Source organism: Brevundimonas sp., from assembly GCF_016742135.1.
Classification (GTDB): Bacteria; Pseudomonadota; Alphaproteobacteria; order Caulobacterales; family Caulobacteraceae; genus Brevundimonas.
Genome location: NZ_JACVCG010000003.1, coordinates 138,692 through 155,228 on the forward strand (window position 1 = coordinate 138,692; position 16,537 = coordinate 155,228).

The 16,537-nt window shown below is 68.7% G+C and carries 13 protein-coding genes and 1 pseudogene; 5 read left to right on the top strand and 9 right to left on the bottom strand.

All coding sequences use genetic code 11. From position 1 onward, the window contains the following. Nucleotides 1-16: 16 nt before the first annotated feature. Nucleotides 17-1,522 carry an ActS/PrrB/RegB family redox-sensitive histidine kinase gene (locus tag IBJ06_RS07500; protein WP_292159406.1) on the bottom strand — a complete coding sequence of 502 codons (1,506 nt, stop codon included), beginning with the start codon at nucleotides 1,520-1,522 and terminating at the stop codon, nucleotides 17-19. Nucleotides 1,523-1,565: 43 nt separating this feature from the next. Between IBJ06_RS07500 and IBJ06_RS07505 the strand changes: the two genes are divergently transcribed. Next, a complete protein-coding gene (locus tag IBJ06_RS07505; RefSeq protein ID WP_292158828.1) occupies nucleotides 1,566-2,204 on the top strand; it encodes an SCO family protein in 639 nt (212 codons plus the stop codon). A 6-nt stretch (nucleotides 2,205-2,210) separates the two neighbouring features. Here IBJ06_RS07505 and IBJ06_RS07510 read toward each other — a convergent pair whose 3' ends face one another. Both IBJ06_RS07510 and IBJ06_RS07515 read right to left on the bottom strand, forming a co-directional pair. Beyond that, nucleotides 2,211-2,588 (bottom strand): DUF6768 family protein, encoded by a 378-nt coding sequence (locus tag IBJ06_RS07510; RefSeq protein WP_292158830.1) that lies wholly within the window; start codon nucleotides 2,586-2,588, stop codon nucleotides 2,211-2,213. Further along, nucleotides 2,585-3,151, bottom strand: coding sequence for an RNA polymerase sigma factor (locus IBJ06_RS07515; RefSeq protein WP_292158832.1), 567 nt, complete (start codon nucleotides 3,149-3,151; stop codon nucleotides 2,585-2,587). Before IBJ06_RS07515 ends, IBJ06_RS07510 begins: the two co-directional genes overlap by 4 nt. A gap of 811 nt (nucleotides 3,152-3,962) precedes the next feature. Between IBJ06_RS07515 and phaZ the strand changes: the two genes are divergently transcribed. Both phaZ and IBJ06_RS07525 read left to right on the top strand, forming a co-directional pair. Further along, complete coding sequence (phaZ, locus tag IBJ06_RS07520) at nucleotides 3,963-5,237, top strand: polyhydroxyalkanoate depolymerase (RefSeq protein WP_292158834.1); 1,275 nt, start codon at nucleotides 3,963-3,965, stop codon at nucleotides 5,235-5,237. Continuing rightward, nucleotides 5,209-5,925, top strand: coding sequence for a M48 family metallopeptidase (locus tag IBJ06_RS07525; protein WP_292158837.1), 717 nt, complete (start codon nucleotides 5,209-5,211; stop codon nucleotides 5,923-5,925). Before phaZ ends, IBJ06_RS07525 begins: the two co-directional genes overlap by 29 nt. 12 nt (nucleotides 5,926-5,937) lie before the next feature. On the opposite strand, the gene IBJ06_RS07530 is transcribed toward IBJ06_RS07525, so the two are convergent. Together IBJ06_RS07530 and IBJ06_RS07535 are read right to left on the bottom strand one after the other, a co-directional pair. After that, a complete protein-coding gene (locus IBJ06_RS07530) occupies nucleotides 5,938-8,031 on the bottom strand; it encodes a PBP1A family penicillin-binding protein (RefSeq protein WP_292158839.1) in 2,094 nt (697 codons plus the stop codon). A gap of 129 nt (nucleotides 8,032-8,160) precedes the next feature. Then, nucleotides 8,161-9,072 carry an alpha/beta hydrolase gene (locus IBJ06_RS07535; protein ID WP_292158841.1) on the bottom strand — a complete coding sequence of 304 codons (912 nt, stop codon included), beginning with the start codon at nucleotides 9,070-9,072 and terminating at the stop codon, nucleotides 8,161-8,163. A gap of 122 nt (nucleotides 9,073-9,194) precedes the next feature. On the opposite strand from IBJ06_RS07535, the gene IBJ06_RS07540 reads away from it, so the two are divergent. Further along, the gene (locus tag IBJ06_RS07540) at nucleotides 9,195-10,310 is read left to right on the top strand and encodes an aromatic ring-hydroxylating dioxygenase subunit alpha (protein WP_292158843.1); all 1,116 of its coding nucleotides are present in this window, start codon (nucleotides 9,195-9,197) and stop codon (nucleotides 10,308-10,310) included. Nucleotides 10,311-10,389: 79 nt separating this feature from the next. On the opposite strand, the gene IBJ06_RS07545 is transcribed toward IBJ06_RS07540, so the two are convergent. The 4 genes and pseudogenes from IBJ06_RS07545 to IBJ06_RS07560 form a co-directional block, all read right to left on the bottom strand. Next, nucleotides 10,390-11,103: a hypothetical protein gene (locus IBJ06_RS07545; protein ID WP_292158844.1), complete on the bottom strand. Its 714-nt coding sequence runs from the start codon at nucleotides 11,101-11,103 to the stop codon at nucleotides 10,390-10,392. 382 nt (nucleotides 11,104-11,485) lie between these two features. Then, nucleotides 11,486-12,157, bottom strand: coding sequence for a TetR/AcrR family transcriptional regulator (locus IBJ06_RS07550; protein WP_292158845.1), 672 nt, complete (start codon nucleotides 12,155-12,157; stop codon nucleotides 11,486-11,488). After that, nucleotides 12,150-13,052 (bottom strand): NAD-binding protein, encoded by a 903-nt coding sequence (locus IBJ06_RS07555; protein ID WP_365812378.1) that lies wholly within the window; start codon nucleotides 13,050-13,052, stop codon nucleotides 12,150-12,152. Before IBJ06_RS07555 ends, IBJ06_RS07550 begins: the two co-directional genes overlap by 8 nt. Further along, a pseudogene (locus IBJ06_RS07560) lies at nucleotides 13,044-14,446 on the bottom strand (cation:proton antiporter); the annotation flags it as partial. The pseudogene IBJ06_RS07560 and the gene IBJ06_RS07555, both read right to left, overlap by 9 nt. On the opposite strand from IBJ06_RS07560, the gene IBJ06_RS07565 reads away from it, so the two are divergent. Further along, nucleotides 14,345-16,492, top strand: coding sequence for a M13-type metalloendopeptidase (locus IBJ06_RS07565; RefSeq protein WP_292158849.1), 2,148 nt, complete (start codon nucleotides 14,345-14,347; stop codon nucleotides 16,490-16,492). The pseudogene IBJ06_RS07560 and the gene IBJ06_RS07565 overlap by 102 nt on opposite strands. Nucleotides 16,493-16,537: the final 45 nt, after the last annotated feature.

The following is a 16,537-nucleotide window of genomic DNA, read 5'->3' on the forward strand; positions in this document are numbered from 1 at the left end:
ATGGCACCGCCTCGCGTCAAGGCGAGGACGCGCCCTGCGACACTTGGCCCGGCTCCAGCGCGGGTCTTGGCCAGCGCACGGTGACGCGCGCCCCGCGCAGCCGGTCCCGGGCCCCGCTGCCCGCGCCCACCGTCACCTTGCCCCCGGTCCGCTCCAGCAGGGTCCGGGCGATGAAGAAGCCCAGTCCCATGCCGCCCTGACTGGGGGCGATGGCCACGGGCGGAGCCGGATCCTTGCCGCGACCGGCCCGACGCGCGGCGCGGGGCACCGCAGCCGCGGCGATCTGGGCGGCCAGCGCCCGGCGCGCCTTGCCCTGCGGCCGCGTGGTGACATAGGGCTCGCCCAGCCGGGGCAGGATGTCGGGCGAGAACCCCGGCCCGTCGTCGGCGATCTCGATCTCGATCCAACCCGCGTCGACCGAGGCCGAAAGCCGCACCTGGCGGGTGGCGAAGTCGGCGGCATTCTCGACCAGGGTCGACAGCCCGTGGATCACTTCGGGCAGGCGTCGGATACGCGGCGGGGCCGAGCCGTCGGCCACCCGGACCGAGATCTGAAACTCCAGGTCAAAGCCCCTGTGCGGGGCCGCCACCTCTTCCAGCAGGGCCTTCAGATCCACGTCGTCATAAAGCGCATCCCCGTCCTCGGGCCGTTGCGACAGCCTCTGCAGGATCAGCCGGCACCGCTCGGCCTGCTCCAGGATCAGGGCCGCGTCCTCGGCGGCCGGGGCATCGGCGGGAAAGGCCCGCTTCAGTTCCTTGGCCACGACCTGGATGGTCGCCAGCGGCGTCCCCAGTTCGTGGGCGGCGGCGGCGGCCAGCCCGCCCAGCGCCGCCAGCCGCTGTTCACGCTGCAGCACATCCTGGGTGGTGGCCAGCGCCAGCTCCAGCTTTTCCGCGTCGGCGGCCACCCGCCAGGCATAGGCGGCGGTGAACACCACCCCGGTCACCAGGGCGAGGCCGATGCCGAACCGGTAGAGGGTCGGCAGGGTCAGCTCCGTCCCCGCCTGCCAGGGCAGGGGCATGGCCCAGAAGAACAGACCCACGGTCGCCAGCAGCACCATCAGACCCAGCACCAGGGCCTGCCGCGCCGGAAGCGAGGCGGCCGCCACCGTCACCGGGGCCACCAGCAACAGGCAGAAGGGATTCTGCAGCCCCCCGGTCAGCCCCAGCAGCACGGTAAGTTGCAGGATGTCGAACCCCAGATGCGCCGCCGTCAGCCCCCCGTCCGCCAGCGGCGGATCGGGCCGTTTCAGCCGCCGGGTGGCATGAAGGTTCATGGCCACGCTGGCTGCGATGACCGTCAGGCACGGCCAGAGCGGCAGGTCGAAGTGAAAGCCGGCGGTGGCCACGGCAATGGTGGCGCTCTGCCCGGCAATGGCCAGCCAGCGCAGGATGATCAGGGTCCGCAGCGACAGCCCGCGGCTCCGCCGGGGCAGGTTGCGCCAGCCTTTCAGCGCCGGGCCATGCGGCCCTTTATCCGCTTCAAACGTCTCCACATCCCCTCTATAGACCCGGGCCGACATCCGGGGCGAGACGTTCCGGTGCCGCAACCGAGGAACAGGCCCCATGCCCCGCAAGTCCGTCATCGTTCTGGCCGCCGCCTGCCTCGGCATCGCCGCCGCCCTGGCGCTGGTGACCCTGATCGTGGTGCAGGGCCGAAGCGAGACCCGCGCGGGCCCCGCCGGTCGGGCAATCGAGGCCGGTGTCGAGGGGCAGCCGACGGCCGGCGGTCCCTTCACTCTGGTCAACCAGGACGGTGAAACCGTCGATCAGACCCTGCTGGACGGCAAATGGAGCCTGGTCTTCTTCGGCTTCACCTACTGCCCGGACTATTGCCCGACCACCCTGGCCTTCCTTCAGGCACTCAGGACCGAACTGGGGCCCCGGGGCGACGACTTGCAGATGATCTTCGTTTCGGTCGATCCCGAGCGGGACACGCCGCAGGCCCTGAAAGACTATCTCTCGTCCGACGGCTTCCCCGAGGGCGTGATCGGCCTGACCGGCACGCCGGAACAGGTGGCCGCCGCCGCCGATGCCTATGACATCTTCTACAGCCGGTCGGGCAGCGGCGAGACCTATACGATGAACCATTCGCTGGCGATCTGGCTGATGGGCCCGGACGGAAAGGCGCGCCAGACCCTCAACTATGAGCTGGGGCCCGAACGCGCCGCCGGGATCGTCCGCCGCGTCCAGGCGCGCGGCTGACCGCCCTCAGTCCCGGGCCTGCCGCCTGAGCGCCAGCTGCAGCTCCAGCCGCCGCAGCGCATGGATGGTCCGGTTGGCATGGATCACGGGCCAGATCGCCAGCTTCAGCATCAGCGACGACAGGATCAGCACGGCCGAGGGCAGACCCCAGCGCAGGGCCTCCAGCGCCTCGGTCGCCTGAAAGAACCGCCATGCCGCCCAGACCCCGCCGATGAACAACAGCGTCTGGGTGATCATCAGCACGACATTGACCCAGCCGGTCGGTCCACCGAAGGCCTCCCCCAGCTGATGGAAATAGCCCGGCTCGGCCCCGGCGCGGGCCAGCAGGGCGCGGTCCTCGTCCTTGAGGGTGTTGGCGATCAGGGCGTCGATATCGTCGGTCATGGTCTCACTCCTTGAAGGGTCAGGTGGTCGCGCAGCTTGCGCCGCGCATGCATCAGTCGCGTCTTGATCGTGCCCTCGGGCGCATCGAGGGCCAGAGCGGCCTCGGCGACGCTCAGCTCGTGCAGGTAAACGAGGGCCAGGGCCGCCCTCTGATCCGGCGGCAGGGCATCGATGGCCCGCCGCATATGCTGCCGGACCAGCACATCGGGCCCGGTCTCGCGATCAGTGGCCGCCATCTGATCGTCCAGCCCGGTCTCCCGCGCCCGATCCCGGCCGCGTCGCCCGCCCAGCCTCCGGCACCGCCGGGTCACGATCCGAAGCGCCCAGGCCGGAAAGGCCAGCTCGTCGCGCAAGCCCCCCAGCCCGCGCAGGATCTCGACCCAGCCGTCCTGCACCGCCTCCCGGGCCATCTCGGCATCACCGGTCAACCGCCAGGCATGGCCGATCAGCCGCGGCTGCCACACCGCGACCAGACGAGCCCGCGCCGCCGCATCCCCGGTCCGCGCGGCGGCGACCAGATAGGCGTCCAGCAGGCGGGCCTTGTCGGATGGACACGGCGACATGAAGGAACACTCCCGCTCTCGAAAAGATAAGGTGCCGCGAGCCCCCCGTCCGGTTCAATCGGCCGACAGATTTCAGTCTCCTCCCCATCGCGATGGGGAGGGGGACCGTCCGTAGCCCGAAGGGCGAAGGAGGGTGGAGGGGTTCTTTAACGCATGCACGCCCTCAGGAGCCCCTCCGTCACTGCGCTTGCGCGCCGTGCCACCTCCCCAACTTCGTTAGGGAGGAGACGGATGGTGTGACGGCCACCGCCCAAAACCCCCGCCCTTTCAACGCCCCACCCGATTCTCGCACCGTTCTTCCCGACCAGGTCCGGCCGCGTGCCACACTCCTCCCGTCCCGTCGCACGGAGGGCTCGTAAGGCCTGCGACCTTGTGAGCGGCGGGAGCGGATGGAGCGGGGTCGGACCCCAGGGTCCGAACACCCTCATCACCGCCTCCGGGTGCGTGATGGGGGCAAGGGTCGAGGGGGATACTCGGCCGTTCCGGGACGGGGCGCAGGCCCCGCCCGCCCGTCGGAGGCGCTGCGGTAAGGCCCGAATACGGCCACCCGACGCAAGCTTCCGGATAACCACCGCGCGGAGCGTCGGTCTTCGTCGAAACGGTAAAACACATCGTCTCCGGGCGAAGGCCCGGCGCTCCGCCTGCCCTCCAACCCACCGCTCCTGCGGACGGGCGCCCCGGCGTGCCCGTTCCCCTCACGGGTGTGTGAACGTCCGGGAACCTCTGCGTCCGATAATCCTTTTGCAGTGCCTCACGAACTATGCTGCGCTGCATTGCAAGGCAGGCGACCCGCCGCCATCTGAAGAGACGCATGCTCTATTCCCTTCACGAATTCTCCTACTACTCCGCCACGCCGTTCCGCCTGGGGGCCCAGCTGGCCCGGTCGTTCTGGTCCTCGCCGTTCAATCCGGCTGCCGAGACCGCCATCGGTCGCACCGCCTATGCTGCGGCCGAGGTGTTCGAGGGGCTGACGCGCCGCTATGGCAAGCCCGCGTGGAATCTGGACGTCGTCACCATCGACACCCTGCCGGTGCGCACGACACAGCAGACCCTCTGGGCCTCGCCTTGGTGCCGGCTGATCCGCTTTGCCCGCAATCCCGGTGACCTCAAGCGGGCGGGCAAGCCGGCCGACGGCCCGGCCGTGCTGATCGTGGCCCCGCTGTCGGGCCACTATGCCACCCTGTTGCGCGGCACGGTCGAGGGCTTCCTCCAGGACCACGACGTCTATGTCACCGACTGGGTCAACGCCCGTCAGGTGCCGATGCTGGAAGGCCGGTTCGACTTCTTCGACTACATCGACCACATCCGCGAGATGCTGACCGCCATCGGCCCCGGCGTCCATGTGGTAGGCGTGTGCCAGCCGGGACCGCCGGTGCTGGCCGCCTGCGCCCTGATGGCCGAGGACAAGGACCCGCACCGGCCGCTCAGCATGACCTATATGGGCTCGCCCATCGATGCGCGGCTGTCGCCCACGGTCACCAACCGTCTGGCCGAGGCCCGGCCGTTTGCCTGGTTCCGCTCGAACATGATCCACACCGTGCCCCTGCCCTATCCGGGCGCCGGGCGCCGCGTCTATCCGGGTTTTGTCCAGCTCTACAGCTTCATGTCGATGAACGAGGATCGTCACCGCGACGCCCACCACGAATATTTCGAGCACCTCGTCAACGGCGACGGCGACGGGGTCGAAAAGCACGAGGAGTTCTACAACGAATACCTGTCGGTGCTGGACCTGACCGAGGAATTCTACCTTCAGACCATCGACATCGTCTTCCAGAACCACCTGCTGGCCAGGAACGCGCTGGAACACCGGGGGCGCAAGGTCGATCTGTCGAAGATCACCGACATCGGCCTGATGACGGTCGAGGGGGAAAAGGACGATATCTCCGGCGTCGGCCAGACCCAGGCGGCGCATGGCCTGTGTCCGAACGTCCCCGAGGACCGGCGCGAGCTCTATGTCCACCCCGAGGTGGGCCACTACGGCGTCTTCAACGGTCGCCGGTTCCGCGACGACATCTATCCCCGCGTGCGCGACTTCATCGCCCGCAACGAGGCCGCCGGTGGCGTATCGCGACGGGCAGCGGCTTAGCCTCGAGGCGGGTGGCGCGCCGCTGCGCCTGTCGGTCAACCGGCGGGCCCGGCGCGTGTCGATCCGCATCGACGCCCGGGCGGGCGAGGCTGTGCTGGTGGCACCCAGCGAGCGCAGGCTTGGGGATGCCATAGCCTTCGCCCGCACCCGCACGGACTGGATCCGCGAGCGGCTGGCCGACCGGCCCACGCCCGTCGGCCTTGCGCCCGGGCAGCGCCTGTCGGTGGAGGGCGAGGACATCACGCTCGCGGCCCTGCCAGGGGCAAGCGCCGCCCGGCTGACGGATACGCCGGACGGCCCGGTTCTGGCCGCGGGCGGCGAGGGCGCGGCCTGGAGCCGCCGCATCCTGACCTTCCTCAAGCGCCGGGCGCGCGAGGTGTTGATGGCCCGGACCGAGGCCCATTGCCGGGCGCTGGGCCTGCCTCTGCCGAAGGTGTCGATCAATGACCCCCGCTCGCGCTGGGGCTCCTGCACCCCCGGTCGGGGCACGATCCGCTACTCCTGGCGGGTGATCCTCGCCCCTCCCGCCGTGCTGGACTATCTGGCCGCGCACGAGGTCGCGCACCTGATCCACGGCGACCACAGCCCCCGCTTCTGGGCCGTGGTCAGCCAGCTGATCGGCGATCCGGCACCGCACCGCGCCTGGCTGAGGCAGCACGGCGCGGGGCTTCACGCCCTCAGCGTCTAGAAGAAGAGGGGCCTAGAAGAACAGCGGATCGGCCTTCTTTTCGGGCGGCAGGCCCGGCTCGGGCCGCTGCACCTCCGGATCGCGCCGCTCGGGCTGGGGCGTGGTCGGCCGGATCACCGGCTGGTCTGGCGAGGGCCGCTCGGGCTCCCGCCGTTCCGGCGTGGGCTGGATGCCGCGCTCGATCTCATCGACATAGGGGTCGTCCATCGAGCCGATCAGCTCGCCGACCGGATCCGGCGGCTGCCAGCCCTCGGGCAGGGGCGGGCCGTCGGGAATCCGGGGCGCATCCAGCCGGGGCAGGGCGGCGGTCATGAAGGCGCGCCAGATGGCCGCCGGGGCCTGTCCACCCGTCACGCCGCGCATGGCGGTATTGTCGTCCTTGCCGACCCAGACCGCCGTGACGAAGCCGCCGGTGTAGCCCACGAACCAGGCGTCCTTGTAGTCCGAGGTCGTGCCCGTCTTGCCGGCCAGGTCGCGCCCGGAGATGGCCACCGATCGCGCCGTGCCCGAGGTGATCACCCCGCGCAGCATCTCGTTCATGTACAGCAGCGGCGGGTTGGCGATGGCCTGGATCGGTCGGCTCTCGCGGGCCGAGCGCTGATAGATCACCCGGCCCTCGCGGGTGCGGATGCGGCTGATGCCGTAGGCGGTGACGCGCTTGCCGCCGTTGGCGAAGGCGTCATAGGCCTGGGCCATCTCGACGGGCGAGACCTCGACCGCCCCCAGGGCCATGGCGGGCTCAAGGCCGATGCGGCTGGTGATCCCCAACCGTCGCGCCGTGCGGGCCACATTGTCCCGGCCCAGGCTGTCGGCAAGCGAGACCGCGACGGTGTTGGTCGACTGGGCCACCGCGTTCGACAGGGTCGTCCGCCCGATGAACCGGCCGGAGTAGTTGCGCGGCTCCCACGAGCCGATGCGGATCGGCTCGTCGACCACCGGGGTCTGGGGCGTGTAGCCGGCCTCGACGGCGGTCAGGTAGACGAAGGGCTTGAAGGCTGAGCCTGCCTGACGCCGCGCATCGACGGCCCGGTTGAACTGGCTATCGGCATAGGAGGCACCGCCGATCATGGCCCGCACCCGCCCGTCGCCGTCCAGCGCCACGAGCGCCGCCTGCTCGACCCCGCGCGAGGCGTTCTCGCGCAGCACGCCGCTGACGGCCCGTTCGGCGGCGGTCTGCAGGGTCAGGTCGAGGGTCGTCTCGACAATCAGATCCTCGGTCGGTTCGCCGACCAGGCCGCGGATCTCCTTGTCCAGCCAGTCCACGAAGTACTGGGCGTGCTGGGTTGCCAGCGTCCGCGACACCCGCACCGGTTCCAGCACGGCGGCGGCCCGCTGCTCGGGCGTGATGACGCCGCTCTCTTCCATCTCGTCGAGGACGACGGTGGCCCGCGCGGCCGCCCGTTCGCTCTCGGACACCGGCGAATAGCGAGACGGGGCCTTCAGCAGGCCGGCCAGCAGCGCCGCCTCTCCGACCGTCAGATCCTTGGCCGACTTGTCGAAATAGCGCTGGGCCGCCGCCTCGATGCCATAGGCCCCCGCTCCGAAGTAGACCCGGTTCAGATAGAGGGCGAGGATCTCATCCTTGGAGAATTTCATCTCCAGCCAGATGGCCAGCATCAGCTCCTGGCCCTTGCGGCGCAGGGTCTGGTCCGGCGTCAGGAACAGGTTCTTGGCCAGCTGCTGGGTGATGGTCGATCCGCCCTGGACCACCCGCCCGGCCCTCATGTTGGCGACCATGGCGCGGACCATGCCCACCGGGTCAAAGCCGGGGTGCCAGCGGAACCGCTGGTCCTCGATGGCGATGAAGGCCGCCGGCACATAGTCGGGCAGGGCCTCAAGGTCGGCGGGCGGGGCCTGCTGGCTGCCCCGCACAGCGATCAACGCCCCATTACGGTCCAGATAGGTCACCGAAGGCTGGCGATCGATGTCGTAGAGGGCCGAGGTGTCCGGCAGGTCCCGGGCGAAGACGGCGAAGAATACAACGAGGAAGATCAGGCCCCAGACGCCGGCCACAACGCTCCAGTACAGGATCCGCTGCAATGGACTGCGTTGGCCCGGGCCCCCGGGGCCGCGCTTCAGTCGATCCAGAAAGGCGTTGCCCGCCATCGTCACCCTCTCGGCCGTTCAGTGCCCCACAGCGCTTCTAGCGCCGAATGGCCATAACGGAAATCACCCCGGAAACCTTGCAAGGCACCTTCCGGGGGATTTCCGTCCAAACCATGACGATGACGCCGATCAGTCCAAAAAGCCGTTAACCGCGTCAGCCAGGGCGTCGGGTTGGTCCAGCATGATGAAGTGGGCGCTGTCATCGATCCGCTTCAGGACCACACCCTGCAGATTGGCGAAGGAGGCGGCATAGATGCTGTCGGTGATCTCGGGCGTCATGCCGGGGTTGTTGAATGCCACATAGATGACCTGGGTCGGGGCGGTGACCGCCGCCAGCTCGGGGCGCAGGTCGGTGACGATCAGCTCGCGCATGGCCCGTCCCGCCACGCCGGGGTCGCTGGTGACGCTGTGCTCGATGGGGCCGGCACGCAGGCTCTCGGTCTGGATCATGCCGACGATGCTGGCGGTCGCCGAGGCGCGCCATTGCTCGGGGGTGGAGGTCGCCATGGCGGCGCCGATCTGGTCGGCGAGGGGGGTGACGGAGGCGGGGGTGGCGGCGGCGCCGCCGAAGACATTGCCCATGAAGGGGATCATGTCGATGACGACGAGGCGGTCGACGAGGTCGGGGTGGCGGGCGGCCAGCATCATGGCGATGGTGCCGCCCATGGAATGGCCAATCACAACAGGGGCTTCCAGGCCCTGCTCATGGATGTAGCGAGCGATGTCCTCGGCGACGGGCGCGGCGACGGGGCCGTCGATGTTGTCCATGGCCGGCGCGCCGGCGAAGCCCTGAACATGGATCATATGGACGCGCCAGTCGCCTTCCAGCCGCGCGACCAGCGGTTCCCAGACATCCGGGTGCGAGGACAGGCCGGGGATAAGGATGATGTCGCGCCCCTCGCCCTCAACCCGGACATGGAAGCGGCCCGACTGGAAGGCGGAATGGGCGTGACCGTGATCGCCAGGCACCGACACCGGGCTCTGGGCACAGGCCGCGACCGGCATCAGGGCGAGGGCGGCGGCGAGAAGAAGGGTTTTCATGCGGGACATCCTGCGAGCGTGAGACAGTCGCTTTATAATGCAAAGTGCTTTCGCTATGCAACCCCTGCCATGCTGTGGCAGAGGCTGGCGTTGCGGCGGCTCTGGTCCTAACACTAGCCGACATGACGGCCGTTGAGACCTCCTCCCCGACAGAGCCCCGCGCGAAGGCCGCCCCCCTGCCGTTCGGGCGCGGTTTCCTCAAGGACACCTGGTATTTCGTCACGACCGCCCAGGCGATGAAGCCCGGCCAGCAGGCCCGCTATATGTTGCTGGACGAGCCGGTTCTGGTGGGCCGCACCCGCTCGGGCCAGGTCTATGCCCTGCGCGACATCTGCCCGCACCGGGCCGCCCCCCTTTCGGCCGGCCGACAGGTCGAGCACGCGGGCGAGGGCGAGACGATCGAATGCCCCTATCACGGCTGGCGGTTCCGGCTGAACGGCCAGTGCGCGGCTATCCCGTCCCTCACCGATGACTCGGAATTCGAGGTCGACCGCATCCGCGTGCGCGCCTATCCGGTCATCGAAAGCCAAGGGATGGTGTTCGTCTGGATCGCTTCCGACCCGCGCCGCCCGGCCGAGCCCGACCATCCCCCGCCGGTCTTTCCGGGGGCCGACGGCCCCGCGCCGCGTCTGGTCGAGGCCATGGTCTTCGACAGCCATATCGACCATGCGGTGGTCGGCCTGATGGACCCGGCCCACGGGCCCTATGTCCATCAGCAATGGTGGTGGCGCTCGCGCCACTCCATGCACGACAAGCAAAAGGCGTTCGAGCCGCGCGAGCAGGGCTTTGCCATGGTGCGCCACCGCCCCTCGTCCAACAGCCGCGCCTATAAGCTGCTGGGCGGCGCGCCCGCGACCGAGATCACCTTTCGCCTGCCCGGCTATCGCTGGGAGCATATCCAGGTCGGCGACAAACAGGTGCTGGGCCTGACGTGCCTGACGCCCGAGACCGCCAACCGCACCCGTATCACCCAGCTGTTCTGGTCCGATCACTGGATCTTTGCCCTGGCCCGGCCGCTGCTGCGCCAGGGGGTGCGCGCCTTCCTGAAACAGGACGGCGACATGGTGAACCTGCAGAACATGGGCCTCGACTTCGACCCCGCCATGCTGTGGATCGACGACGCCGACCGTCAGGCCAAATGGTACCAGCAGCTGAAACGCGAATGGGCGGGCAGCCGCGCCGAGGAGCGGGCGTTCCAGAACCCGGTCAAACCGGAAACGCTGAGGTGGAAGAGCTGAGGGGGGCCGCGCTTCTCACGCCCGATACCCCCGGAGGTAACCGGTCTGCAGCGTCTGGCAGACAGACCGTGATCTCCCGTCAATCCGGCGAGCCGGAGCGGACGAACCGGTAGGAGCAGCGGCTGGCGGCTGCGGTCATTCGCGAGGGATCACCGAGCCATACCTCTTCCAGACTCAACTCATCACCTGTGACGGACGCTGTGCCGGAAAGATCGAGGTTTGCGGGGCGCTGGTTGTCGCCCTCGACCTCGGCGCTGAAGGACTGGTCGGCGGCGTCAAACCGGTAGGTGCCCCAATAGTCCCTGTAGGCCTCGAACGGAGTCCAGGTGACAGAAAATCGCTGCGAGGCATCGAGGACCAGCTCCTCGATTGGCGTCGGCGTCACACCATCCGGGCATGTGGCATCGGCCTGTCGCCAGGTGCCCCTGAGCGGGGCTTCCTCCGGGCGCACGACCCGTATCTGCGCTTCCAGATGCTGGTCCCCAAGGCGCCCGGTTATGGTGACCAGGGCGGAGGCGGGAGCGTCGTCGGCGACCCGTACAGAGAGGCTGTCAGCGTCGAACTGCACGATGCCTTCGGGTGAGGCCGCGATGTCGGTGACGCAATGGCGCGGCGCCCGTTCAAGGGAATGGGGCCGGTCCGTCCAGTAGGCTTCCAGACTGACGGACGCCCCCGGGGCGAGTTCAAGCGGCCGAAACCACCAGATCGCGACCGCGTTTTCCACGCGCGGCGCACACTCGTCCGGCCCCGGATTCAAGGCCAGACCACCGGCGAAGAGCAGAGCCTCAATCATCGGTCATTCGTCCCGGCAATCCCTGAAGGCACTGACGCTATCAACAGCGTCCCGGGCTATCAATGGCCATCGACCCGCAGCCGCCGGTGTGGCGGCGCTGCCTCTCGTAAAGTCGGCGGGTTCAGAGCCCCTTGGGGTTCGGGCCGTATTGGTTGGTCCCCGGCTTGCCCTCCGTCAGGCCGACCCAGAGCAGGAAGCCGGGGTTCACAAGCAGCAGGATGGCAGAGTGCCGAACACCGGCCCGATCACGGCCAGGATTGCGGCGGGGTCTTCATTCTCAAGGCCGGCGAAGCCCGTGATGATCCCCTGCCCTCACGCCACAGCGAAAAGGCCGCGACGGGGGTCGCGGCCTTTCAGGGGGTTCGTCGGGGGTGCGGCCCGGCTAGCGGCTGAGCTGGCCGGACAGGATGAGGTCGATCTGGGCCTCGAGATGCGCCTTGAGAGTCTCGATCGTCCAGCTGTCGTAGGCCGCGCGGCGGTAGTTCGAGAGCCAGGCCATCCAGACCAGTTCGGTGACGAGGGCGGCGTCGGTGGCGGGCTTGAGCTCGCCGGCCTTGATGGCGTCGGTGACGAGGCTTTCGAGGCCTTCGATGACCGGGGCGATCAGCGCGCGGCCCTTTTGGGCTTCGTCGAGGGGCTGGTGCCAGGCGCGGGCGACGACGGCCTGGACGAGGGGAAGCTGTTCGAGGGTCGCCTCATAGCCGGCGACAAAGCCGTTCAGCAGGCGCGACTTGAGGTCGGTGCCGGTCTTGATGCCGCGGTTCAGGGCCTCGGCCAGGCGGGCCAGATCCTCGGCCAGCACGGTGTCGAACAGTTCCGACTTGTCCTGGAAGTTGGCGAAGACCGCCCCGGTCGACATGCCGGCCTCGCGCGCGATGTCGCGGATGGTGGCGGCGTCATAGCCGCGCTGGGCGAACAGGTTGCGGGCGGCCTCGATCACCTTGCCGCGCGTGCGCTGCTTGGCCACCTGGCGGCGGTTCAGCGGACGGGCACCCGTTTCCGGGCCATGGGCTTCGGGAGCATCGACGGGCGGGTTCAGAACGATATCACGCATGTAAAGGGGTACTCACAGGGGTGTCGTTGACGATCAGCCGGATCGAGGTGTTCGGGGAACGACCGATGGGCATACAGGTTGCTGTCGTCGGGGAGGACGGAAACGGCGCTTTCAACACCGAACCATGACCAAAATGCGAACAGACGCCCTTAAACCGTGTCCGGGGTCTCCGGATCGGTGCGGCCGGTGGTCGCGGCCGACAGGCGACGGCGCAGGGCCCGGTTGGGGCGGTCGGACGTTTCGGGCTGGGCCGCCTGGAACAGGTCGCGGTAGCGATCGCGCCCGCGTGGATCGAGGCCAGCACCAGACCCATGGGCACGCCCAGATCGACGAGGGTGTTCTCGGCCAGTTGCAGGCTGGCTTCCGTCGTTTCGGGGACGGCATCGGTGACGCCATAGCCGTAGAGGCGGACGGCGTGGCGGTCGTCGCGGGCGCGGGCGATGATGATCAGGTCCTTTCGGAGCGCCCGGGCGGCCTGGACCACCTCATCGACCTTGCCCGGAGCATCCATGGTCACGACCAGGGCCCGGGCGGTGGCGACATTGCAGAGCTCAAGCATCTCGCGGCGGCCCGCGTCGCCATAGTGGACATTCAGCCCCTCGCGCCGGGCGCCGGCGACGATGCCCGGATCGGTATCGAGGGCGACGAAGGACTGGTCGTGCTCGGCCAGCATCTCTCCGACCAGACGCCCGACGCAACCGAAGCCGACCAGAAGCACCTGGCCGCCGGAATCGGGCGGCTGCAGGGCGGCGGCGGGCAGGTCGACCCGGGTTTCGATGCGGCGGGCGGCCAGCTTCTGGCCCAGCAGGCCGAGGAAAGGGATGGCGAACAGGCTGAGCGTCGCGGACACCATCACCGACTGGACGATGCCCGACGGGACCACCCCTCCGGCCATGCCGGCCGTCAGGATGACAAAGGCGAACTCGCCGGCCGGTCCGAGCACCAGGGCGGTCTCGAGCGCGGCGAGGGGGCCGAGGCCCCAACGGCGGGCCAGGGTAAAGATCAGGCCGATCTTGACGACGGTGAGGGCGACCGCGAGGGCGACGACGCCCAGGGGGTCGGCGGCGACGGCATCCAGATCCAGACCGCTGCCGACGCCGATGAAGAAGACGCCCAGCAGCAGGCCCTTGAACGGATCGATGGAGATCTCGACCTCGCGCGGAACTCGGTCTCGGCCAGAAGGACACCGGCGATGAATGCGCCCAGACTCATCGACAGGCCGACCGCTTGGGCGCCGAGGCCTGCGGCGACCACGACCAGCAGGCTGGCGGCGACGAACATCTCCTGCCCCTGACCCCGGGCCCTTGCCCGGGCGACCGAACGGAACAGGGGGCGAAGGACCAGCCGTCCCAGCAGGATCAGGGCCGCCAGCCCGATGGCGGCGGGGGCGAGGGTCAGCAGCGCCGCCCCCAGCACGGTCGGGTTCATGTCGCCACCGCTCTGCGCCAGGGTGGCCAGCACGGTGACGGTGATCAGGATGGGCGCCACGGCCATGTCCTGGGCCAGCAGGATGGAAAAGGTCGCCCGGCCCGCCGTGCCCTGCAAGCGTTTGCTCTCCGCCAGCACCGGCATGACGACCGCCGTCGAGGACAGGGCCAGCGCCATGCCCAGCACCATGGCCGAGACGAAGGTCTGGCCGGTTAGTATGAACCCTGCGGCGATCACGGCGGTGGCGAGCGCGATCTGGCTTAGCCCCAGCCCGAACACCAGCCGGCGCATGGACTTGAGCCGCTCCCACGACAGCTCCAGCCCGATCATGAACAGCAGGAAGGCGACGCCGAGCTCGGACAGCTGGGCGATCTGGTCGCGGTCGTCGAGCGTCAGCCAACCCAGCCAGGCCAGCCAGGGGGCGCTATCTGCGAAGCGGCCCACGCCGTCGGGCCCCAGCAGCACACCGGCGGCCAGAAAGCCCAGTATCGGGCTGATCCGGATGCGGCTGAACAGGGGCACGACCACCCCGGCGGCCGCCAGAAAGACCAGCAGGTCCTTGTATTCCGAACCGTCGCCGTGCGGGGTCGCCATGCCTGTGCATACGACAGCGCGGCGGCCGATCAAGGACAAAGGCAACGCCGGACGGCACCAATCATGAACTTTTTTTAAGAGAATTGCGCGCCGTGGCCGACTAGGGTCCGTAACTGGAAACGTCCGGACGCGGCCCTGTCGCGTCAGTCCACAAGAGGTTCGAAAATGAAACGCCTTCTGATCGGCGCCGCTGTCGGTGCCCTGATGCTGCCCGCCACGGCGACCTTTGCCCAGCAGATGCACACCTTTGACGACGGTCACGAGCATGAGTGCCTGAACGAGTCCTGCACAGTCTTCTCGCTGTTCGCGGGGGCCGGGCAGGATCCGGTCGGTTCGGGCTGGCAGGGCACCGAAGCCCCCAAGTTCGGGACCTGGGGCTTTGATCTGGCGGGGCGGGACCTGTCGGTCGCGCCAGGCGATGACTTCTTCCGCTATGCCAACGGCCTGGCCTTTGACCGGCTGGTGATCCCGTCGGACCGGACGTCCTACGGGTCGTTCGCCATCCTGCGCGAACTGTCGGACAACCGCCTGAAGGTCATGGTTGACGAATTGGTCGGATCTTCCGACCTGGCGGCGGGCACGGATGAGCGCAAGATCGCCGACCTGTACCGCGCCTATATGGACACCGACCGGATCGAGGCACTGGATGACCAGCCGCTGCAGCCCTATCTGGCCGCGATCCGCGCCATCGACAGCCATGACGCCATGGCGGCCTATATGGGCGGCACCCAGGGCCGGTTCGGATCATCCTTCTTTGGCGTGGGAATCGGCGACGACGCCCGCAACCCCGAACGCTACATCACCTATGCCAGCCAGAGCGGGCTCGGTCTGCCGAACCGCGGCTATTATCTGGAAGAGCGTCTGGCCGACAAGAAGGCCCTCTATCTGGCCTATGTCGAGCGCATGCTGACCATGATCGGCTGGGAGAATCCGGCGGAGACGGCGGCCGAGATCGTGGCGCTGGAGACCCGGATCGCCGAGGCTCACTGGACCCCGGAGGAGAACCGCAACCGCGACCGGACCTACAACCCCTACACCCCGGCCGAGCTGGCGGCCCAGGCCCCGGGCTTCAACTGGTCGGCCTATCTGGACGCCATGAGCCTGGGCGGCATCCCGACGATCGTCGTGCGCCAGGACACGGCCCTGCCCAAGATCGCCGCCATCTTTGCCGACACGCCCCTGCCGCTGCTGCAGGCCTGGCAGGCCTTCCACACGGCCGACAACATGGCCCCCTATATGTCGCAGCGCTTCGCGGACGCCCAGTGGGAGTTCCGGGGTCGTGACCTGGCGGGCCAGCCGGAACAGCGGGCCCGCGACAAGCGCGCCGTCAGCTTCGCGGAAGGCGTGATGGGCGAGGCCTTCGGCCGCCTGTATGTGGCCGAATACTTCCCCGCCGAATCCAAGGCCATGATGGAAGAGCTGGTCGCCAACCTGCGCGTCGCCCTGGCCGCCCGCATCCGCCAGCTGGACTGGATGGGCGAGGAGACCAAGGAACAGGCGCTCTACAAGCTCGACAATTTCACGGTGAAGATCGGCTATCCGGACAAGTGGCGCGACTATTCCGCGCTTGAGGTGCGGGCCGATGATCTGGTCGGCAATGTCGAACGGGCGGGCATCTTCCGCTGGCAATACCAGCTGGGCCGCATGGACGGTCCGGTGGATCGCGACGAGTGGGGCATGACCCCGCAGACGGTCAACGCCTATTACAACTCGACCAAGAACGAGATCGTCTTCCCGGCCGCAATCCTGCAGCCGCCCTTCTTCGATCCGACGGCGGACCCGGCGGTCAACTATGGGGCTATCGGCGGCGTGATCGGCCACGAGATCGGCCACGGCTTCGACGACCAGGGCCGCAAGTCCGACGGCGACGGCGTGCTGCGCGACTGGTGGACGGCCGAGGACGCGGCCCGCTTCGAGGCCCGGGCCGACATGCTGGGCCGCCAGTATGCGACCTATGAGCCCCTGCCGGGCTATCCGATCCGTCCGGCGCTGAGCATGGGCGAGAACATCGGCGATCTGGCCGGTGTCACCCTCGGGCTGGAAGGCTATCTGGCGTCACTGGATGGCGCGGAGGCGCCGATTCTGGACGGCACCACCGGTGTCCAGCGGGTCTTCCTCGGCTGGGCCCAGGTCTGGAACACCAAATACCGCGACGAAGCCCTGCGGAACCAGATCGCCACCGGTCCGCACTCGCCCGCCGAGTTCCGCGTGGTGGGGCCGATCCGCAACCTGGACGCCTGGTACGAGGCCTTCGACGTCCAGCCCGGCCAGAAATACTATCTGACCCCGGAAGAACGCGTCCGCCTCTGGTAGGCAGCGTCTGGATGAAATGAAGGAGGGGTCGCTCGAAAGGGCGGC